Here is a 20,289-nt window from a genome sequence, read left to right on the forward strand (position 1 = left end):
TACGATGAATTTTATTAATGATAAACAGAAAATTGCTCCGTTTTTTTGGGTGGATCATGATAGGGACTCTGCGTCGTTATGTTTAGATGTTGGGGAATATAAGAAAGAGATTTTTGATACTCGATCTGATGAGGGATTTGAAGGAGGAGGTTATGATTGGGAATCCTTGGCGATTGTCTTTCTTGAAGAAAAAATGCCTGAATTAAAAGGTATTGTCAAGTTTGATTCAGAAGCTAGCTTGTTTTGTGCATATTCCTTCGATAAAGAAGCATTAGAGAAGTTTGCTATTTCATTTAAAAATACATGTGAAGATGAATCGTCTATTACGGATTTATTTTCTCGTGCAGAATTGGATTAAAGGAGTTTAAACAAAATCCTGTTTATTAACACGAAAACAGCTTGTTAGCATAAAGCAACAAGCTGTTTTTTTATATGTTGATGAATAGTCGCTATACCGCTATTTTTCACCAACCACGTACGTATTGCACTGGAGGTTTAACTTCTTCTCTTAAATCTTTAGCAGCATGAAGTGGCCAATATGGCTCACGCAGAAGAACACGCGCTAGGAAGATTAAGTCAGCACGATTATTTTGTAAAATTTCCTCTGCTTGAATAGCTGTCGTAATAAGGCCGACTGCTCCAGTTGGAATATCAGCACCATGTTTAATTGCTTCAGCATGCGTTACTTGGTAGCCTGGAAAAACATTAATATGGGCTTGCACGACACCACCTGTAGAAACATCCACTAAATCGACTCCCTGTGATTTCATCCAACGACTGAAGACGATGAAATCATCCATTGTTGTACCATCTTCTGCATAGTCCTCAGCGGAAACCCGTACTAGTAAAGGGCCTTCCCAAACACTACGAATAGCATCGATGACTTGACGTAATAATCGATAACGATTTTCTTGAGAGCCACCGTATTGGTCATTGCGTTTATTCGTTGCTGGTGATAAAAATTCACTTAGTAAGTAGCCATGTGCTCCATGGATTTCAAGAACATCAAAGCCTGCCTTAGCTGCCCGGACAGCTGCTTGTTTAAATGCTTCTACAACATATTCAATGTCTTCTAGTGTCATTTCTGTTGGCGTTTTAAAAGCATCGCTAAATGCAATAGCTGATGGCGCAAATATTTCTCCATCTACAGTTGCTTTACGTCCAGCGTGTGCCAGCTGTATGCCAGTTTTTGCTCCGTATACTTTCATTCCTTGAACTAATTGACTTAAACCTTCAATATGAGCGTCATCCCAAATACCAAGATCGTTACTAGAAATACGACCCTCTGGTACAACACTTGTAGCTTCGACAATAATTAAACCAACTTGACCAGCAGCCCGCGTTGCATAATGTACTTGGTGGAAAGGTGTGACAAGTCCATCATCCTGTGCCGAGTACATACACATCGGCGCCATCACTACACGGTTTTTTAAAGTGATATTTTGCAATTGATAAGGTTCGAATAATTTAGCCAATTTAAAGCCCCCTAATCCCTAGTGATATACTTTATCCCGCATTAACGGGCAGTAATACTTCCACCTTAAAATTTTACCACAAGCAAAGAAGTTAGATGAGAGATAAACTGCCCGTAAAAGCCCGATTCGTTCAACTAATAATCAGTGGGGGTTGAAGAAACCCCACTGATTAAAGTTTCACTTTATTTTGCACACATTATTTACTATTTGCAAGTAATCGAGATCGAGCTTCAGCTTCTTTAATGCATGCTTCAATGGCTTCATTAAATTGATATTGTTCTAGAGCTTTAATTCCAGCTTCTGTTGTACCGCCCGGACTGGTTACTTTTTGGCGTAATACATCAGGCTCGTCGACGGATTGCTTCAGCATTTCTGCAGTACCAGCAAGTGTTTGCGTCATTAATAGTCGTACTGTATCCTTCGAGAGACCGACCTTTGTACCAACTCGTTCAAATGCCTCCATTAAATAATAAATATATGCTGGCCCACTCCCGGAAAGGGCGGTTACAGCATGTAATTGATCCTCATCTACCTCAATAACTGAACCAATCGCCTCTAAAAGCTGTAAGAAAAGAGCGCGTTGTTCTGCTGTCACTTCGTCATTAAAGGCAATCCCGCTCGCAGACATCCCAATAGTAGCAGAAGTGTTAGGCATAACGCGTGAGACTGGACGAGCACCTAAATGTTCTGTAATAGTAGTAATGGCAATACCAGCTAAAATAGAAAGAACGGCTGATTGCTCTGTAATTTTAGGCTTTAGCTCACGCATCGCTACAACAGCATCTTTTGGTTTCATCGCTAGAATGATTAAATCAGCCTGCTGATAAATAGCATCATCAAAATTGCTATTTACATTATATGTGTCGTGTAAAAATTGTAAGCGTTCCTTGTCTGTGCGATTGGTGACGTAAATTTCTTGTGCTGTAAATACCTTTTGTTTAATCCAGCCCTGAATCAATGCCTCTGCCATAGAGCCTGCACCAATAAATAGTATTTTTTTCATGATAAAACCTCCAGTTCTCGAAATCAATTTACCTTGGCGTAATTGTAGCTGCCGCGTTGCTTTCGCTACAGAAGACATTTGTAGCTGCCGCTTCGCTTTCGCTACCAAAATATCTGTAGCTGCCGCTTCGCTTTCGCTACCAAAATATCTGTAGCTGCCGCTTCGCTTTCGCTACCAAAACATTTGCTGAAATGAAGATAAAAAAAGCGCTCTCGTCCTTATAAAGAAGGACGAAAACGCTGTTGTTTCCGCGGTACCACCTTTGTTTGCCAATTGGCACAACTCATAGCCCTTTTATCGCAAGGGAAACGGTTATGTTTTCATAACTGCTCAGAAGTAGGTTCGGTAATGGGAGCGGGTGATGTCACTTTCAGCAAATGTAACACTCTCTAAGACACCTTCACCAATTACGTACTTGGCTTCATCAACGCACAAAAATAATTAGATTATTCAAAATTATATTAATAATACGTCAACCTGTCAACAGGAGGGTGACGAAAAGAAGAAAAACTTGTAAAATAGAATGAATAGGTATTCACTAGTTGCATTAAAGGGGGAAACAGCTTTTGTCTATACACAAAATAGAAATACCAACACCCTATGAAGTAGGAGATGTGAATGCATTTGTTGTAAAAGGAGATGCATTGACCATTTTTGATGTTGGTCCAAAAACAATGGAAGCCTATGAAGCACTTAAAAGGGGTATTCGAGCAATGGGCTTTGATATGCGAGATATTGAACAGGTTGTGTTAACCCATCATCATCCAGACCATGCAGGTTGGGTGGATGCCTTTCCGAACGCAGAAATTTTAGGGCATGCCTATAATGATAAATGGCTTCGTCATGACGAGGATTTTTTACGTTACCATGTGCAGTTTTACAGTGAGCGCTTATTTGAGCACGGAGTTCCTCAAGAATATATCCAGCCGAGTGTACATGTCCGCCGTGAAATAGAGCTTGTAGGTGAACGATCTTTAACACAAATTCTTAACGATGGAGATGAAGTGCCAGGACATCCAGGATTAAAGGCTATTGAAACATTAGGACACGCACAAAGTCACTTCATATTCTGGGATGAAAAAACACATGATGTAATAGGTGGAGATTTATTGCTTGCAAAAATAACGCCAAACCCATTAATTGAGCCACCACTAGACCGGACATTAGGACGTACTAAATCGTTACTACAATATAATGAATCACTAGAAATTTTACGTCGATTACCCGTAAAAAAGATGTTTACAGGACATGGTGCTGAGCTAGAAAATATTCCTGATATAATTGATAAACGACTAGAACGTCAGCATCAGCAATCTTTGAAGGTTTGTGAATTATTTGGAGATGAATCATTAACTGCTGTACAAGTAACGAAGCGCTTTTACCCAGCTGTTTTTCAGCGTCAGTTTGGTCTGACGTTGTCCAAAACGCTCGGTCATTTAGATTACTTAGAGGCCAACAATTTCATTACATCTACAAAAACGGAAGAAGGTATCTATTTATTTCAAAGGAAGTAGGTTTAAATATGAACATGAATAAAAAGACCATCTTCGTGACAGGTGCAACAAGTGGTGTAGGATTGAAAATAACAGAATTATTAGTAGCACAGGGTCATACGGTTTATGCAACAGGACGCAATGCGGTTGCATTAAAAGCATTAGAACGCTTAGGCGCAAATGTGATCCAAGCAGATTTAATTAATTTATCTACAATCGATGAAGTATGCGCACAACTACCGCCTCTTGATGTAGCTATTTTATCTGCCGGGGTAGGTAAATTCGGTAAAGCACCTGACTTATCAGATGAAGCGATTAGACAAATGGTAGAGCTAAATGTCAGTGTACCGATGTATTTAGCAAAGCGTCTAGCAGCGCCTATGATACAACGTCAGCAAGGGCAGCTCATCTTTATCGGCTCACAGGCAGGGAAGGTAGCGACACCGAAGGCTAGTGTTTATGCTGCTACAAAGCATGCGATTGTTGGCTTTACAAATGGGCTTCGCATGGAACTGGCTCCGTATAATGTTAAAGTTACGGCGATTCATCCAGGTCCAATTAATACACCATTTTTAGATAAGGCGAGTGATGAAAGTGGCTATCGCGAGTCTTTAGGAAGGTTTTTATTAACAGCTGAAGAAGTGGCACGCGCTACGATAAAAACAATCGAGCGCCCTGTAAGAGAAGTTAATTTACCAAAAATCATGGGGCTATCAAGTAAGCTTTATGCAATCGCACCTGCAACCGTTGAATTTTTAGGTAAGTCATTTTTCAATAGAAAATAGGTATTAAACTGTAAATGTACTCAGGTAAAAATTGAGTGTGTTTACAGTTTTTTATTTTTAAAACTCCTTTTTGTTGACAAAAATGTTTATAATAATTAATATTTAAGTTAAATAAAATATTGAACAAGATAAATATTGTTTTAATTGAAAAGATTTTTGTTAGGTGAATTATTTGTTTAGTTTTGGCATTAACATATTTAAATTTTATAAAGGAAAATAAACGATAAAGTGGGTGCAATAATGGCTAAGAAGAAAAAAGATTGGATATTTAGAATTGGAGTGGTAGATGCGGAGAAGGATCCTGAAGTAAAAGAAATAACGAAAGAGTTGGATGGAATTATTGATAATGTCGGGGAGATAGTTAATTCATTTAGTACAACTGAAACAGTAAAAAATGAAAATAAGTAATGGATAGATAGCATCTTTCTTAATAAAGTAGATAGAGTTGATTTTTGTTAAGGAAAAAACGTGATGCAAATCAACTTTTTGAGTTTATAAATCCAATAAAGGACAGATTTTTTTCAGTGTCTTCCGTTGTAGTGACAAGCCTTTCTTATTTTAGAAGATCTGTTTATTGACAAAACATTTTGTTTGGTTAATATTTAAGTTAACTAAAATATTAAGGTTGGTAAAAATGACTGAAAAAATTAAGCAAATTGTAGATGACATTAATCTATATACTTATGAAATGAATGTAAAATTAGCAAAAGCTCAAGAAGCTCTGTTTACAGATGATTTATCGATGAAACAAACGATGGTCATTGATTTTGTACACAAGCATAAAAAGTGTACAATGGGCGAAATCGCATACTATATGGAAATCTCCCCGAGTGCAGTGAGTCAAATAGTATCGAGACTTGAAAAAGAAAACTATTTAAAACGCGATATTAACCCCAACAATCGCCGGGAAGTGGTTGTTATGTTGGCTGAAAACGGAGAGGCGTATTATGATCGCGATGAGCAAATTAATGAACTTATTATTGAAAAGATTTATAGCAAAATGCCGGTGCAAGATTTAGAACAATTGCGTAGTTTAATCCAGCGCTTATATCAAATTGTTGAGGAGGAAATTGAAAATGGATTGGAATAAAGTAAAAGAACAGCTTGAAAATACGTTTAATGGCACTGTGTTACTTGCACAAGATGAGACAATTATATTGCAAGGTGCCTATGGCGAAGCTTCAATAGAAACACACGCACCTATGGGACTTCATCAACGTTTTAACTTAGCTTCTGTATCAAAGCCGATTACAGCATTGGGAATTTTACTTTTAGTACAAGATAAGAAAATAACATTTGATGATGATATTAGCCAATGGTTCGATCATTTACCTTATACAAATATTACTGTGCGCCACTTATTACACCATACATCAGGTTTGCCTGATTATATGGCATTGTTTTCAAATTGGGATGAAACAACAGCTGCCACAAATGAAGATGTTCTGCAGCTATTAATTCAATATGCACCACCTCGACTATTTGTAGCAGGTGAGAGAATGGAATACTGCAATACAGGTTATGTCCTATTAGCTCTTTTAATCGAGCGTGTGGCGAATAAAAGTTTTACTGAATTTATGGATGAAGCTATATTTAAACCTTTAAATATGATGCATACAACTGTAACGTCCACTGCTTTTACAAAACAATATACCAATGAAATTGCGCATGGCTACGTGTTTGATGTATATTCCGGGCAATATGTGGACCCTTCAGAATTTGAAGAAACGAAAAGTACTACTTGTTTAAATTATATTACTGGCGATGGCGGAATCTATTCAACGGTAGAGGACTTATGGAAATTAGGGCGTGCTGTTATTCAAGCACAGCTTTGGGATGAAGCTTTACTTGAGCAAGCCTTTACCCCCTCAACTCTTACAGCAGAGCAACCTTTTTCTTATGGTATGGGCTGGATTATTTACGAAGATGAACAACTGGGGAAATGTGTATGGCACAACGGTGGATGGCCTGGGTATGCAACTACTTTTAAAATTTACCCACAATCTAAGACAATTTTTGTATTTTTACGCAGTAAAGAACAAGAAGTGGATTATGAAATAGCTATTGGTGAAGCGATTGAACGAGCAGTAATAACACATGAATTTCATTTACCGAAAAAGCCTGAACAATATAAAGCTGTACATTTACCAGTCGAAATTTTACAGAGCTATGAAGGTAAATATCAACTCCAAGAACAACCTGAACATACAGTGGAAATAGCGTTACAAGAGGATAATCGCTTATACATTTTCCTACCTGCTACCATGCCACTTGAGTTACATGCGCTAAAAGAAGATGAATTTTTCTTACGCAGTTTAGGCATTCTCGTAACGATAAAGCAAGATATATTAACAGTTAATAATGATGGTCAAAAAACGATCGCTAAAAAAATAACCGACCACGTGCTTAAAGGTTAATAAAATATTTTTGTAGATTAATAATTTTAGGACAAATAAAACCGTTGTGCATATAAAACTGAATTGTTGCCTTAACAATGAGTACTTTGTAAGGGGCACCGAACTATCGAGTTTCGTTTTCCAGCCAAACTTGAGGAAAGCGCCAACAACATCAATTTTTGCTTATTTATACAACATAAATTAATAGTTATCTTTTTGTTGCACGAGAACTCATTTTACACAATGGGTTCTTTTTATTAGCGTTTAAAAACAAAGAATTATAAAAGACATGCAAGATAAGTGAAGCGTTTGTTGGAGTGGAGGATGGGCGACTTCTCGGGGATCAGCGTCACAGATGAGACCCTGGAGCGAGCAACGCGAGTGAAGCGGCTCATCGGACGTCCCATCTAGAACGGAAATCAACTCCTCGTATTGCAGAACTGCCATTTACTATCCCGAAATTAATACTATATACATTCATGTTGCGCGTAAAAAATCGTTTTTTCGAGTAAAACTATTCATAGTTTGTACAAGCGCTTAAAGTGTTGTAATGACACACTTTTTACAATAAACATAAAAGTCTATAAATTTATAAAAATACACTTGTTTTTATTTTTATAACATGATACTATTCGTGTATAAAGTTTTAAATGAATGTATAAACATACATATCTAATAGATTAATTGGAGGCGCGTTTTTATGGCGAATAAAAAAGTAGTATTAGCATATTCAGGAGGTCTTGATACTTCTGTAGCAATTCCGTGGTTAAAAGAACAAGGCTGGGACGTTATTGCAGTTTGTCTTGATGTTGGTGAAGGGAAAGACCTTGAGTTTGTAAAAAATAAAGCTCTTCAAGTAGGAGCAATTGAGTCATATATGGTAGATGCGAAGGATGAATTCGCTGAAGAATATGCATTAATCTCATTACAAGCTCATACTTGGTATGAACAAAAATATCCACTAGTATCAGCACTTTCTCGTCCATTAATTTCTAAAAAACTAGTGGAAATTGCAAACCAAGTAGGTGCGGACGCAGTAGCTCATGGGTGCACAGGTAAAGGTAATGACCAAGTTCGTTTCGAAGTTTCTATCAAAGCGTTAAATCCAGACTTAGAAGTGTTAGCACCTGTACGTGAGTGGGGCTGGAGCCGTGATGAGGAAATCGAATATGCAATGAAACATGATGTACCGATTCCTGCAACATTAGATTCACCATTCTCAATCGACCAAAACTTATGGGGCCGTGCAAATGAAGCTGGTGTAATGGAAGATCCATGGGTATCTCCACCAGAAGAAGCATACGGTTTAACAGTTTCTGTGGAAAACGCTCCAGATGAAGCGGAATACGTAGAAATTGAATTCGTTGCAGGTAAACCAGTATCGTTAAACGGTAAAGAAATGAAGCTTGCCGATTTAATTCAAGAGCTAAACGCAGTAGCTGGAGCACATGGTGTTGGTCGTATCGATCACGTTGAAAACCGTTTAGTTGGTATTAAATCCCGTGAAGTATATGAAATTCCAGGAGCAAAAGTTCTATTAACGGCTCATAAGGAACTTGAAGACTTAACGCTTGTAAAAGAGTTAGCACACTTCAAGCCAGTCATTGAGAAAAAATTATCTGAATTAATTTATGATGGCTTATGGTTCTCTCCATTACGTGTAGCACTGGAATCATTCCTTGCTGAATCACAAAAGTTTGTGAACGGAACGGTGCGCGTGAAGCTTTACAAAGGTCATGCAATTGTGGAAGGACGAAAATCTCCAAATTCACTTTATAGTGAAAAGCTAGCAACATATTCTAAAGAAGATCAATTCAACCATGCTTCAGCAGTAGGCTTCATCGAATTATGGGGTCTGCCAACAGTGGTTAACTCTTCAGTAAATAAAAAATAATCTTTTGACAGCAGGGTGTAGTGTAGCATTAAACGCTGTACTACACCTTTTTCAAAAAGAGTTTAAGGAAAAGGTGAGCTGTTATGACAAAACTTTGGGGCGGGCGTTTCCAAAAATCAGCAGAAGCATGGGTGGACGAGTTCGGCGCATCGATTGGCTTTGACCAACAGCTTGTTCTAGAAGACCTTGAAGGTAGCGTAGCACATGTTACGATGCTTGGCGCAACAGGAATTTTACCAGCAGCTGACGTAGAGACCATTCTTGGTGGCCTTGCACAATTACAAGAAAAAGCAATCGCAGGGGAGCTTGAATTTACAGTTGCTAATGAAGATATCCACTTAAATTTGGAAAAAATGCTCATTGATTTAATTGGTCCTGTAGGTGGTAAGCTTCACACTGGCCGTAGCCGAAATGACCAAGTAGCAACGGATATGCATATTTTCTTGAAAAAGCGTGTGAAGGAAACAATCGATTTAATTGAGATATTCCAAAAGACGTTGCTTGAAAAGGCTGAGGAGCATGTAGAAACAATTGCTCCAGGCTATACACATTTACAACGTGCGCAACCAATCTCATTTGCCCATCATTTGATGGCCTATTTCTGGATGTTAGAGCGTGATAAACAACGCTTTACGGAGTCGCTTAAGCGTATTGATATTTTGCCTTTAGGTGCAGGTGCCATGGCAGGTACTACTTTCCCAATCGATCGCATAAAATCCGCAGAGCTTTTAGGCTTCAGCGAAGTTTATGCGAACTCGATGGATGCAGTAAGTGACCGTGATTTTATCGTTGAATTTTTAAGTAATTCATCATTATTAATGGCGCATTTATCTCGGTTTGCAGAGGAAATTATTTTGTGGTCGACAGATGAATTCAAATTTATCGAATTAGATGATGCCTTTTCAACAGGTTCCTCTATTATGCCACAAAAGAAAAATCCTGATATGGCGGAGTTAATCCGTGGAAAAACGGGACGCGTGTACGGTAACTTAATGGGCTTATTAACGGTTCTGAAAGGAACACCGTTAACATACAACAAAGATATGCAAGAAGATAAAGAAGGTATGTTTGATACAGTCCAGACAATTCTTGGTTCATTAAAAATCTTTGAAGGTATGATTCGCACAATGACTGTCAATACAGAGCGTTTGCATCAGGCAGTACACGCTGACTTCTCCAATGCTACGGAGCTTGCAGATTATTTAGCAACAAAAGGTATGCCTTTCCGTGAAGCACATGAAGTGACAGGAAAACTTGTATTCACATGTATTCAACAGGGCATCTACTTATTAGATTTACCACTTGCAGACATGAAAAAAGAAAGTGAGCTTATCGAAGCAGATATTTACGATGTATTAGCACCTGAAGCTGCTGTTCGTCGTCGTCATTCTTTAGGTGGAACAGGATTTGATCAAGTACTTACCCAAATTGAAAAGGCAAAAGCCTGTCTCGCGTAACTATAACTTAGCGTGCATGTCCTTGTGACTTTTGCATAGATATTCATTAAAGCTGTCCAGTGAGGCACTATGAAAAAACATTTTCCTTTTTCGTTAGAGCCAGAGGGTGAAACGAAAAAGAGACCCTTACATAGGTGAAGGACAATCCCCAATTCTGGAGACGCGGAATTGGGGTTTTTGTGTAAAGAAATAATAATGGGGGGATTGTCAATGAATGAGCGTTTTACAAAGGGGTTAGAAACAATTAAACAGTATGTAACAAAGGAAGAAGCGGCACGAATGATTGAGTCAGATGCACTAGCCGACATAGCACCAGATTTACGCAAAATGATTATTGAATTTGCCTATGGTGATGTTTATTCACGACCAGGGCTAGATGCAAAGAGCCGTGCACTTGTTGTCATTACAGCGGTAGTAACTCAAGGTGCTGCCCCACAAACAAAAACCCATATTAAACGTGGTCTACATGCAGGTTTGACACAGACAGAAATTGTGGAAGCATTATTACAATTAGTACCATACATTGGTTTTCCGCGTGTCCAAAATGCTTTAACCATTGCGCAACAAATCTTTCAAGAAGAAGCTTAGGCGTTTTAATTTTATAACATTGCATATTACATGAATAAACATTTACGAAACGGTTCATATTAAGAGCGGAATCACTTATTAATCTAAAATGATTGGGAGGATGTAGAATGAGTAGTCAAACACCCAAAGACCAGGAATCTCAGGAAAGTCCGCCACAACTGTATAGGGTGAGCTTCTAAAATCTTATGGAATCAGTGAGGCAGAGGATATTCTGTTTTGCTGTATGTTAAGAAGAAGCAAAAACCGATACAGATCAAATCAAATAGAAATAAGTGTTCATGGGATCCAGAATTTTTCTGGGTCCTTTTTTATTGCGCATTTTAGAGAGAATTTGACTTTTGTAGAAATCTGTATTACTCTGTGTATAACAGATTTCTGTTTGGTGATAAGCGATACAGATGGGAGGGATAAAATGAATATTCATTTAGATCCAAGCAGTGAATTACAGCTCTATAAACAATTAGCGAATCAGTTAATCGAGCTGATTGCTAAGGGAAAGCTAAAAAATGGTGATACTTTACCTTCAGTTCGTTCAATGGCTGCGGATTTAGGGATTAATGTCAGCACGGTTAGTAAGAGCTATCATGAACTTGAAGAAAAAGGTTTAATCGAATTAAAACCGAAAGCAAAGGCAATCATTATCGGTGGTCAAAAAAAAGAATTGGAAGAGACGGAAGTCGAAAAAGTAGAAAATGCATTAAAACCAATTATGGCAGAGGCCATTGCACGGGGTCTCGAAAAAGATCAAATGACAAGTTTGTTTCATCGAATTTTAAAACAATGGAAGTAGGGGAAATATGCTTTTTATAGTAAGCATCTTTATCTTTGTAGGTGTACTGGAAACTTTAACACCATATTTAGCGAGAAAAACAACTGTGTTTGGTGTATCTATTCCAGAACCTTATGTGCAACATCAACAATTACTTATTTTTAAAAAGCATTACAGCATGATGGTCGGGAGCATAGCAGTTGCATGTTTTATAGGTCAAATTTTGCTACTGTTTACGTCAATTCAAGAGGAGCAATTTGTTTTATTATCCTTTGTTTTGCTGTATGTCGTGCTTCTCATAGCAGCTGGACTTTATATGTTTTATCATATAAAAACAAAAAGTATGAAAAAACAAGAAAATTGGGAAGCACATGTAAAAACTGTTTATGTGATGGATTTATCTATTCGAGATCGAGATGAAGTACTTTCACCTACATTTTTCGCATTACCGATTATTATCTCTTTAGCATTGATTACTTTCACCTATATGAATTACAATGCCATCCCAGATGTTTTTGCTACCCATTGGAATGCAGCAGGTGAGGTAGACGGTAGAACTGAAAAAACATGGCTATCAGTTATTGTAATGCCACTTATTTTACTAGGGATACAAATTAGCTTTTTCATCATCAGTATCGGTATGAAAAATGCCAAAATACAATTGAGTGCACAAGCAAAAGAGGCTTCAGCAAATCGAGAGCTTAACCAGCGTAAATATGGTAGCTGGTACTTAGCAGCGATTAATTATAGTATGACTATTGTTCTTGTTGTTTTACATTACACGACAGTTATTTTAAAAAATCAAACAGCTTCTTACTTTTTCCCGCTTTTTATTGTTTTTATGTTCGTCTCTTTAGGAGGACTTATCCTGTTAATTTGGAAGTTAAGTAACAGTAATGAGCGTTTTGTTGATTTACATACAAACGAAACAGCTGCAGACGATGATCGATACTGGAAATGGGGGATTGTATATCTCAATAAAAATGATCCTTCACTATTAGTGCAAAAGAAATACGGCGTTGGTTGGACTGTGAATTTAGCGAATAAATGGAGCTATATTATTTTACTTGTAATATTTTTACCAATCTTATTAGTCATTTTCATTTAGAGGGAGAGATTTTATGAAAAAACTATTATTTTTTTGTTGTACACTTTTATTATTAGCAGCATGCGCACAAAAGGAGGACAACACAACAAAAGGTAAAGAGGTAAAGGAGGACAATAAAATGAATGAACAGCTAGTAGGTAAATGGGAAGGGAATATTAAAACGCCAAACGGAGCACTTCCGATTATCGTCGATTTGCAGAAAGATAGTGGGACATTATCAGTACCAGCCCAAGGTTTATCCAATTATCCATTTAAAAGCATCAAATACGATGGTGATCAAGTGAGTGTTTCGATCAATTTAAATGGCTCGGCTGTTGTCATTAACGGAATATTAAAAGATGGGCAAATTGCAGCAACGTTTCAACAAAATGGTGGCAAATTCCCACTTGTCTTAAAGCCATTCAAAGAACAACCAGTTACGTATGAAACGTCTAAGATTCCTGTTAAAGATGGTGCGTTAACAGTGGCTCTTCAAAAGGCTAGCAAGGAGCCATCTCCAGTTGCACTTATTATAGCAGGCTCTGGTCCAACTGATAAGGATGGAAATTCAGCAATAGCTGGTAAAAATGATAGCTTAAAAATGATAGCGGAAGGGTTAGCAAAAGACGGTATTACTACTGTTCGCTATGATAAACGTGGACTTGGCGATAATCAGTCCCTTTTAACTAAGGAAGAGGATATTACGATTGACCAATACGTAGATGACGCAGTTCAAGTGATTAATACCCTTTTAGCCGATAAAGCGTATTCGAGTGTTCATATTATTGGACATAGTGAAGGCTCACTGATCGGTTTACTAGCAGCACAAAAAACAAAAGTAGAGTCCTTTGTTTCTATAGCAGGTTCTGGTAGACCAGCCGATGAAATTTTGTTAGAGCAATTAAAAGGTCAATTATCGCCAGAGCTTCTAAAAGAATCAACAGATGCTCTTGCATCCTTGAAAAAAGGCGAGCTAGTGAAGAACGTTTCTCCAGATTTACAGTCACTTTTCCGGTCTTCTGTTCAACCATATATGATTTCATGGTTAAAATATAATCCTGCAAATGAGTTAGCGAAAGTCAATAGCCGAGTTTTAATACTTCAAGGAACAACCGATTTACAAGTAGTTACAACGGATGCGGAAGCGTTAAAAAAAGGTAAGCCAGATGCCAAGCTTGTATATATGGACGGAATGAATCATGTGTTAAAAAATGCCCCAGCAGATCGTACGAAAAATGCAGCAACCTATTCAGACCCATCATTACCACTTCATAAAGAATTACTGCCAGCCATTCAGCAGTTTATAATGAATGGAGGTAGAGACTAAGCTATCCACGGTAGAAAGGCGAATACTTGCGCGAAGTGGAGAAATACTTCGGGAAAAAAGTAATGCTCATAATTAGTATTTAAGCATAACTGAAACATGTAGAAATTTAAGCGAATTAATTGTTGCTGCACAATTAGCGTGTCGATTTTTATCCAGGAGTAAGTAAAAGCAGGGATGGAATCCCTGCTTTGCTTTCATTTTAGATAATTATTTTATCAATCTTTGAATAAAGTAGTTCATAAACTTTGTTATCAAAGACAGTAGTATCAACATCTATAAATTCAAAATCGAGTCCTTCAATACTGAACTCATTATTAAATTCACCATCATGTTCTAGCAACATTTTTTTATATTCTTCATAGTTTGTTGGATATATGTGTCCTGGATGTCTTTCACCTGAAGCGTCTCTTGCAATTGCTCGTTCAAATAGTATCTGCTTATCAGCAAAACAGCGTATAATAATAGGTATATAAGTATGTCTATCTTTTAAATCGTTTATTTTTTTTGCTAATATCTTAAAGTTAATTTGGTTACTTTCTAATATAAAAGTACTCCCTGTTTCAAGTAATTTATCTGTAAAGAAGTAAAGTAATTGATAACTTGTACTGCCTAATTTTGTACACCAGTCTCTATCACGCCATCCTATATAATCAAATAATAATTCTTTAATAGTATCTCTGCTAATTAATGGGAAAGTGTAATTAGAAGCAATTCCTTTAGCAATAGATGTTTTACCCCCACCACAAGGACCAAAGATAATTAATAGAAATTTTTTTTTCATAACTTAAAATCTCCTTTTTAATTTCAAACACTTCTTGATATATGTATAAAAAAACTTATTGTAATCTTTCAAAATCCTAGCATAAAGACACTATAGTTAATTTCCTTTAATATAACGTATTAAAATGATTAAACAAAACTAAATTGTTATTTATAACTACTTTATTACTTTAAGAGGTTTAACGACGCATTCTTTCAATTTCTTCTAACTTTTTTAAAATAGATTTTCTGCACGTAAGCGCTCATTTTCATGCTCAATACGTTGAATTACTAATCTCAATTTCTCCTCAACGGTTAATTTAACCTTATCTTTTGTGCGCCACAACAATCAAGTAATCCTTCTTCACTAGGCGCTTCAAATTTCTTTACCCAATGGTATACCTACTGAATACGAAATAGCATAGGTTTGTGCTGCTAATTGATAATTTTTCTGTTGCTTAAAACAATAGTCGACGATTTTAATGTGCTTCTCAAACGTTGTCTTTTTCCCTTTAGTCATAGTTTGGCTCGTTCCTTTACCTGAATTTTTTAATTCGCTATGACTAAATTAATAGCGAGCGAAATAACATGACAATATCATTCGCAAAATTATACGTTGTGTACGTACCTATAAAACATTTGGAGAAGATGGATTACGTAGAAAAGTAACAAAATAAGCTTACTCTGTTCTATTCAAGCACGATGTATTAAACTTTATGAAACAAACAGGTGTTTCTTAAAAGTACGATGAATCGAAATCAACTAAATTAAAAAGAAGGTTTTATTATGTATAGCATTGGGAAATTTTCGAAACTGTGTAATGTTCCGATAAAAACGATTCGTTATTATAGCGATCTTGGGTTACTCGAACCATCCTTGATAGACGAAGTGACGGGCTATCGTTATTATGATTACGATAAAATGAAAGAGCTAAATACTATACAGGTACTTAAACATTGCCAGTTTTCATTAAACGAAATTGAACAGATTATTAAAGGTAGAAGTGATAAGCAAGATTTAGAGATAAGATTAAATAAAAAAGTTCAGGAATTAGAGCACCAACAAAAAGTAATCGCTGAACAACTTCAAAATATTGTCCAAGTGAAAAATTCAATTAGGAACACTGAGACGTTTAATCCAAAGCAAAAGCCAATATTATCAAGTTGTTACATAGAAGAACGTCCAAACATACAGGTGTTTTCTATCCGTGAAAAGATACATATTATAGAAATGGATAAGCTAGTACAAAAATTATTTGAACGAATATATGCGTATCAATTTGAGATAGATGGGGCGCTTGTTGCAATTTTTCACGAAAGAGTCAGGAACCAAAATATAGCAGATGTTGAACTACTGTTACCAGTAAAAGCAACTCAACAAGAGGAGTATATTAAAGTAATATCAGAAGGCAAGTATGCTTGTATAAATGTAAAGGGACCTTATTCAGAGTTACATTTTGGCTATAGTCGCTTGCAGGAATGGCTGACTGAGCAATCCCTTCAGGCAGAAGGGACATTTATGGAGCAGTACATAATAGGTTTAATCCCAACTGAAGTTGTAAATCCAATTAATATTAAACCGAATATTGAGCTACATCCAAATGATTTTTTGACAAAAGTATTTGTGAAACTAAGAAACTAGCTAAACTCTCCAGTAGCTGGAGACTTTATTCTGTATTTAGCAAGGTAAGAAATGTCTTGCAACTTAAATATAGAATGGGGTATATCGATGAAAACAAATACAGGACAGTTTGCATTTCTTAAAGGTAGTTCATATGAGATTGGACAACATCAAGCGCGAGAGTTTCAAAAGAATCCTTTTGCAAAATCGCTATTCTTTACGGAAAATTTAACTGCTGACAACGCTTATTTAGAAATGAAAGCACAAATAGAGCAGTATTGCCCAGGCTTAAATAAAGAATTAGAAGGCTTCGCAGAAGGCTTTGGCTATGCACCTGAACAACTAAATTTTTATCAAAATGCATGGTTAATACCTGGGGGATGTAGTTTAGGGGCTATTTTACCTGGAAAAATGGCAGATGGTAAAACATATGTTTTAAGAAATTATGATTTATCGCCTGATATTTCGGATATGCGCTTATGTACTACTCGTGTTGAAGGGAAATATGCTCATACAGGATTTTCAGTTTCGACATTCGGTCGAAGTGAAGGTTTAAATGAGAAGGGACTATGTGTTGCATATGCATCTTGTGGCATGCCCATTGGCAAATATCCTGGTATGAGACCACCAGTAGTACCTGGATTACAGTTTATGGTTATTGTTAGAGCGCTGTTAGAAGATTGCGGAAATGTAGAAGAAGCAATTTATATGGTTAACACTATGCCAGTAGGAACGAATATGAATTTACTTATTACTGATGCGAATGGCGATGCAGCTTTGATTGGAACATATGACGGAATAAAAGAGGTTAAACGTGCAGAACTAGATTATCTTATTGCAACTAACCACGGACTATTTTCCGCAATACAAGAAATGGAGCCTGGCAAGCTCGAGCATTCTCAATTAAGATATAATATTTTAGAGGAGAAATTTAAAGAAAGTGGAAAAAGATCTATAGATGAAATCCAAGAACTTCTTTTAACAGAGTTCCCTAAAGGATTGTCTGTCCATAATTACAAAGAAGGCTTTGGAACAGTACATTCAATTTTGTTTAACCTTACTGATTTGCAAATGGAATTTTCATTTGGCTCACCATTACAAAATCAGGTAAACAAGATAGATATTGGTGAGAATTTTGCGAAAACACAAACATCTGTTGAATTTAAAAATAAAACCTATGGAGCAGAGTTTTGGAAAATCATAAAATAATAAACAACAAAAAAACTTTTCTTGATTTTTATTAATGTTCAACATTATAACAATTTATTTAAAAAGCTGAACTAATTCGGATTAGTTCAGCTTATCTTTACAAATTATAAGTAGAAAGAATCACTATTACTCGTAGTCAATTTTCCTTTTTATAGGACATAATTGTTTAGTAACTTAATTCGGTTGTTACAACTTGGATAAATTCATCTCGATATTGAATTCTAAAATATTAACGCCTTTTTTTGGATAGTTGTAGCAACTTTTGAGTCTTAGCTTCATCTTTCTTCAAAAAGGCTTTTTTCTACATTTTTAATTCTTGCAAGATATGATGTATAAATGTATCCCTTTAAATATCAATAGCAATAAAGTCAAAGGATAATATTGTTTTAGTTGGAATAATAATGGTATCAAACGAATAGTTTAAAGCTTTAAAGGGGTTATAAGGGATACCTTTCTTATATTCATATTTCTCAATAATAGGTAAAATTTCATCAATAAATTTTTGCATTTTATCAATATCATAAAGCTTTGTTTCTTCTAAATTAATTATGCCTCGGCATAATTATAGCTGTCGCTTTCCTTTTGCTACCAAAACATTTTCTGAAAAAGTTAAATTTATCACTGCTGTAATTTTACGGTTGTGGTATTTTTAATGAATAAATTACTATTTATTGCCCATTTTAAGGAAATGTTTAGATTAATTTGGAGGTTAGTGTTTTGAGGGTTTTAAAAAAGTTTCCACAGCCAAACACAATAAAAGGTCAGCTTCATCGAGCACTTGTATGGATTACTTTTATTACAAGTCTATGTATTTTTATTCCAACGCTTTATATTGAATATCGACAAACCATTCAACATCAAAATGAAGAAATGAAACATTATTTGAATGCTCAATCCTATTTTTTTGAAAGCTGGTTAGCAGAGCGATCCAGTGATATACATACAATAGCTAATTTTGATTTTGTCAAGGACTATAATTTTCAAAAATCACAAAAATTTTTTCAAGATTTTAAAGAAAAAACAAATTTCACAGACTTAATATTCGTCAATAAAGAGGGCATCGTGCAAGTTGATACAGTTACTGAATACAGTAAAAATGGTGTTAGCGTGGATGTTAATGACCGAAAGTATTTTCAAGTTGCTAAAAAAACGAAACAACCATACATAACAGATATTTTAATAAGTAAAGTTACAAAGCAGCCTATTATTGCATTTGCTTCACCGATTCTTAATGCACAGCAACAATTCAATGGTGTAGTTTTTGGCGCAGTAAATTTAGATATCATCAATCAACTGCTGCAAGAATCGAGAGTAGGCTTTTTAGGTCATGCTTATATTATTGACAAAGAAGGTACTATGCTCTCTGAATTTAACAATAAACAACAACAGTCTTCAGGAAATTATTTAGTTGATGACCATATCCTAAACGCAGCTTTAAAAAATAAAACAAGCGGCCTCGAGCTTTATAAAGACGCGAATAATAAGTGGGTTCTTGCTAAAAGTAAGCCTATAAATGGAGGGAAATGGTTTATTATATCAGAAATTGGTCTGCTAGAGGCCTATAAACCATTAATCAATAGAATTTTATGGATAACCATTTGTTTAGTAGTAGGGTCATTTTTTATGATAAAAATGATGTTACATCTCTCTAAAAGAATTGAAGAACCTATTCAGCAGCTTCTAACAGGTGTGAGAAAGGTAGAACAAGGTTTTTATGAATATCAAATAAATGACCAACAGCTGACACCATACGCACAAGAATTTCAGGAGCTTTGTGCGTCCTTCAATGAAATGAGCGACAAAGTGAGAAAAGATACTATTTTACTGAAAGAATTATCGATTACCTGTCAATTGACGAAGCTGTATAATCGTCGTTATTTGATTGAGCAGGGGGAGCTTGCCTTTCAGAAATGTGTAGAAGAACAACACCATTGTTCATGTATAGCGATTGACATTGATTTTTTCAAAAAGGTTAATGATACCTATGGACATTTAATCGGTGATGAGGTGCTAAAGCATGTCGCAAACATTATTACAAATTCTGTGCGAAGAATCGATATTGTTACAAGGTATGGGGGAGAGGAATTTGTCATTTTATCTCCAAATACTACGCTAGAGAGTGCAGTGAAAATTGCGGAAAGAGTTCGGCAACATGTTGAAGATCATCCTTATATTGCGGATTTTGAGATCAATGTGACAGTGAGTATTGGCATCGCAGGATACGGTGATTCTGAAAATATTTCAACATTTTACGAGCTACTTGACAAGGCGGATCAAGCACTTTATATTGCAAAGGATAGCGGTCGAAACCAACTTAGAGTATGTGATAAAACAGGTATAGTTGATACAAGGTAAATGCTTTAGCTTCTTTAAGCGATATTTTTTTGTACCGAAAGCGTAGCGACAGGTACAGAGTCTCCCACACCC

20 protein-coding genes are annotated in these 20,289 nt (G+C 36.1%); 15 read left to right on the plus strand and 5 right to left on the minus strand.

Annotation, left to right across the window (positions count from 1 at the left end):
- The first annotated feature begins 4 nt into the window (after positions 1-4).
- Positions 5-358, plus strand: a complete 354-nt coding sequence (locus ACIQ7N_RS11935) for an immunity 51 family protein (protein ID WP_402932210.1) — start codon at positions 5-7, stop codon at positions 356-358.
- A 106-nt stretch (positions 359-464) separates the two neighbouring features.
- Here ACIQ7N_RS11935 and namA read toward each other — a convergent pair whose 3' ends face one another.
- The gene (gene namA / locus ACIQ7N_RS11940) at positions 465-1,475 is read right to left on the minus strand and encodes an NADPH dehydrogenase NamA (RefSeq protein WP_402932212.1); all 1,011 of its coding nucleotides are present in this window, start codon (positions 1,473-1,475) and stop codon (positions 465-467) included.
- Positions 1,476-1,671: 196 nt separating this feature from the next.
- Positions 1,672-2,478 (minus strand): pyrroline-5-carboxylate reductase, encoded by an 807-nt coding sequence (proC, locus tag ACIQ7N_RS11945; protein WP_402932214.1) that lies wholly within the window; start codon positions 2,476-2,478, stop codon positions 1,672-1,674.
- Between the two features lie 566 nt (positions 2,479-3,044).
- On the opposite strand from proC, the gene ACIQ7N_RS11950 reads away from it, so the two are divergent.
- The 11 genes from ACIQ7N_RS11950 to ACIQ7N_RS12000 all read left to right on the plus strand — a co-directional run bounded on the left by ACIQ7N_RS11950 (position 3,045) and on the right by ACIQ7N_RS12000 (position 14,274).
- Positions 3,045-3,992, plus strand: a complete 948-nt coding sequence (locus tag ACIQ7N_RS11950; protein WP_402932216.1) for an MBL fold metallo-hydrolase — start codon at positions 3,045-3,047, stop codon at positions 3,990-3,992.
- Between the two features lie 8 nt (positions 3,993-4,000).
- The gene (locus ACIQ7N_RS11955; RefSeq protein ID WP_402932218.1) at positions 4,001-4,756 is read left to right on the plus strand and encodes an SDR family NAD(P)-dependent oxidoreductase; all 756 of its coding nucleotides are present in this window, start codon (positions 4,001-4,003) and stop codon (positions 4,754-4,756) included.
- A 240-nt stretch (positions 4,757-4,996) separates the two neighbouring features.
- Positions 4,997-5,164: a hypothetical protein gene (locus ACIQ7N_RS11960; protein WP_402932220.1), complete on the plus strand. Its 168-nt coding sequence runs from the start codon at positions 4,997-4,999 to the stop codon at positions 5,162-5,164.
- A gap of 226 nt (positions 5,165-5,390) precedes the next feature.
- Positions 5,391-5,846: a MarR family winged helix-turn-helix transcriptional regulator gene (locus ACIQ7N_RS11965; RefSeq protein WP_402932222.1), complete on the plus strand. Its 456-nt coding sequence runs from the start codon at positions 5,391-5,393 to the stop codon at positions 5,844-5,846.
- Complete coding sequence (locus ACIQ7N_RS11970) at positions 5,833-7,173, plus strand: serine hydrolase domain-containing protein (protein WP_402932224.1); 1,341 nt, start codon at positions 5,833-5,835, stop codon at positions 7,171-7,173. Before ACIQ7N_RS11965 ends, ACIQ7N_RS11970 begins: the two co-directional genes overlap by 14 nt.
- Before the next feature lie 679 nt (positions 7,174-7,852).
- A complete protein-coding gene (locus ACIQ7N_RS11975) occupies positions 7,853-9,046 on the plus strand; it encodes an argininosuccinate synthase (protein ID WP_068984675.1) in 1,194 nt (397 codons plus the stop codon).
- A gap of 83 nt (positions 9,047-9,129) precedes the next feature.
- Complete coding sequence (gene argH, locus ACIQ7N_RS11980; RefSeq protein WP_402932227.1) at positions 9,130-10,503, plus strand: argininosuccinate lyase; 1,374 nt, start codon at positions 9,130-9,132, stop codon at positions 10,501-10,503.
- A 210-nt stretch (positions 10,504-10,713) separates the two neighbouring features.
- The gene (locus ACIQ7N_RS11985; protein ID WP_402932229.1) at positions 10,714-11,091 is read left to right on the plus strand and encodes a carboxymuconolactone decarboxylase family protein; all 378 of its coding nucleotides are present in this window, start codon (positions 10,714-10,716) and stop codon (positions 11,089-11,091) included.
- A gap of 412 nt (positions 11,092-11,503) precedes the next feature.
- Positions 11,504-11,881, plus strand: a complete 378-nt coding sequence (locus ACIQ7N_RS11990; RefSeq protein ID WP_402932231.1) for a GntR family transcriptional regulator — start codon at positions 11,504-11,506, stop codon at positions 11,879-11,881.
- Between the two features lie 7 nt (positions 11,882-11,888).
- Complete coding sequence (locus ACIQ7N_RS11995) at positions 11,889-12,968, plus strand: DUF1648 domain-containing protein (RefSeq protein WP_402932233.1); 1,080 nt, start codon at positions 11,889-11,891, stop codon at positions 12,966-12,968.
- A 13-nt stretch (positions 12,969-12,981) separates the two neighbouring features.
- Entirely contained in the window at positions 12,982-14,274 is a 1,293-nt protein-coding gene (locus ACIQ7N_RS12000; RefSeq protein WP_402932235.1) for an alpha/beta hydrolase, read from the plus strand.
- Positions 14,275-14,473: 199 nt separating this feature from the next.
- On the opposite strand, the gene ACIQ7N_RS12005 is transcribed toward ACIQ7N_RS12000, so the two are convergent.
- Together ACIQ7N_RS12005 and ACIQ7N_RS12010 are read right to left on the minus strand one after the other, a co-directional pair.
- Positions 14,474-15,055, minus strand: coding sequence for an ATP-binding protein (locus ACIQ7N_RS12005; protein WP_402932237.1), 582 nt, complete (start codon positions 15,053-15,055; stop codon positions 14,474-14,476).
- A 354-nt stretch (positions 15,056-15,409) separates the two neighbouring features.
- Positions 15,410-15,553, minus strand: a complete 144-nt coding sequence (locus ACIQ7N_RS12010; RefSeq protein ID WP_402932239.1) for a hypothetical protein — start codon at positions 15,551-15,553, stop codon at positions 15,410-15,412.
- Positions 15,554-15,819: 266 nt separating this feature from the next.
- Between ACIQ7N_RS12010 and ACIQ7N_RS12015 the strand changes: the two genes are divergently transcribed.
- Together ACIQ7N_RS12015 and ACIQ7N_RS12020 are read left to right on the plus strand one after the other, a co-directional pair.
- Entirely contained in the window at positions 15,820-16,674 is an 855-nt protein-coding gene (locus ACIQ7N_RS12015) for a MerR family transcriptional regulator (protein ID WP_402932241.1), read from the plus strand.
- Between the two features lie 87 nt (positions 16,675-16,761).
- On the plus strand, positions 16,762-17,862 hold the full coding sequence (locus ACIQ7N_RS12020) for a C45 family autoproteolytic acyltransferase/hydrolase (protein WP_402932243.1): 1,101 nt from the start codon (positions 16,762-16,764) through the stop codon (positions 17,860-17,862).
- Positions 17,863-18,208: 346 nt separating this feature from the next.
- On the opposite strand, the gene ACIQ7N_RS12025 is transcribed toward ACIQ7N_RS12020, so the two are convergent.
- Entirely contained in the window at positions 18,209-18,370 is a 162-nt protein-coding gene (locus tag ACIQ7N_RS12025; protein WP_402932245.1) for a hypothetical protein, read from the minus strand.
- Positions 18,371-18,579: 209 nt separating this feature from the next.
- On the opposite strand from ACIQ7N_RS12025, the gene ACIQ7N_RS12030 reads away from it, so the two are divergent.
- Entirely contained in the window at positions 18,580-20,217 is a 1,638-nt protein-coding gene (locus ACIQ7N_RS12030) for a sensor domain-containing diguanylate cyclase (protein ID WP_402932247.1), read from the plus strand.
- Positions 20,218-20,289 lie beyond the last annotated feature (72 nt).

The organism is Lysinibacillus sp. NPDC095746 (genome assembly GCF_044763535.1).
Lineage (GTDB): Bacteria > Bacillota > Bacilli > Bacillales_A > Planococcaceae > Lysinibacillus.

Excerpts from the sequence above, each read along its gene's own strand:
- proC (WP_402932214.1), bottom strand. The coding sequence starts at position 2,478 with ATGAAAAAAATACTATTTATTGGTGCAGGCTCTATGGCAGAGGCATTG.
- ACIQ7N_RS11995 (WP_402932233.1), top strand. The coding sequence starts at position 11,889 with ATGCTTTTTATAGTAAGCATCTTTATCTTTGTAGGTGTACTGGAAACT.
- ACIQ7N_RS12010 (WP_402932239.1), bottom strand. The coding sequence starts at position 15,553 with ATGACTAAAGGGAAAAAGACAACGTTTGAGAAGCACATTAAAATCGTC.
- ACIQ7N_RS11955 (WP_402932218.1), top strand. The coding sequence starts at position 4,001 with ATGAACATGAATAAAAAGACCATCTTCGTGACAGGTGCAACAAGTGGT.
- ACIQ7N_RS12005 (WP_402932237.1), bottom strand. The coding sequence starts at position 15,055 with ATGAAAAAAAAATTTCTATTAATTATCTTTGGTCCTTGTGGTGGGGGT.
- argH (WP_402932227.1), top strand. The coding sequence starts at position 9,130 with ATGACAAAACTTTGGGGCGGGCGTTTCCAAAAATCAGCAGAAGCATGG.
- ACIQ7N_RS11965 (WP_402932222.1), top strand. The coding sequence starts at position 5,391 with ATGACTGAAAAAATTAAGCAAATTGTAGATGACATTAATCTATATACT.
- ACIQ7N_RS12000 (WP_402932235.1), top strand. The coding sequence starts at position 12,982 with ATGAAAAAACTATTATTTTTTTGTTGTACACTTTTATTATTAGCAGCA.
- ACIQ7N_RS12015 (WP_402932241.1), top strand. The coding sequence starts at position 15,820 with ATGTATAGCATTGGGAAATTTTCGAAACTGTGTAATGTTCCGATAAAA.
- ACIQ7N_RS11990 (WP_402932231.1), top strand. The coding sequence starts at position 11,504 with ATGAATATTCATTTAGATCCAAGCAGTGAATTACAGCTCTATAAACAA.
- ACIQ7N_RS12020 (WP_402932243.1), top strand. The coding sequence starts at position 16,762 with ATGAAAACAAATACAGGACAGTTTGCATTTCTTAAAGGTAGTTCATAT.
- ACIQ7N_RS11970 (WP_402932224.1), top strand. The coding sequence starts at position 5,833 with ATGGATTGGAATAAAGTAAAAGAACAGCTTGAAAATACGTTTAATGGC.
- ACIQ7N_RS11960 (WP_402932220.1), top strand. The coding sequence starts at position 4,997 with ATGGCTAAGAAGAAAAAAGATTGGATATTTAGAATTGGAGTGGTAGAT.
- ACIQ7N_RS12025 (WP_402932245.1), bottom strand. The coding sequence starts at position 18,370 with ATGCAAAAATTTATTGATGAAATTTTACCTATTATTGAGAAATATGAA.
- ACIQ7N_RS11935 (WP_402932210.1), top strand. The coding sequence starts at position 5 with ATGAATTTTATTAATGATAAACAGAAAATTGCTCCGTTTTTTTGGGTG.
- ACIQ7N_RS11975 (WP_068984675.1), top strand. The coding sequence starts at position 7,853 with ATGGCGAATAAAAAAGTAGTATTAGCATATTCAGGAGGTCTTGATACT.
- ACIQ7N_RS11985 (WP_402932229.1), top strand. The coding sequence starts at position 10,714 with ATGAATGAGCGTTTTACAAAGGGGTTAGAAACAATTAAACAGTATGTA.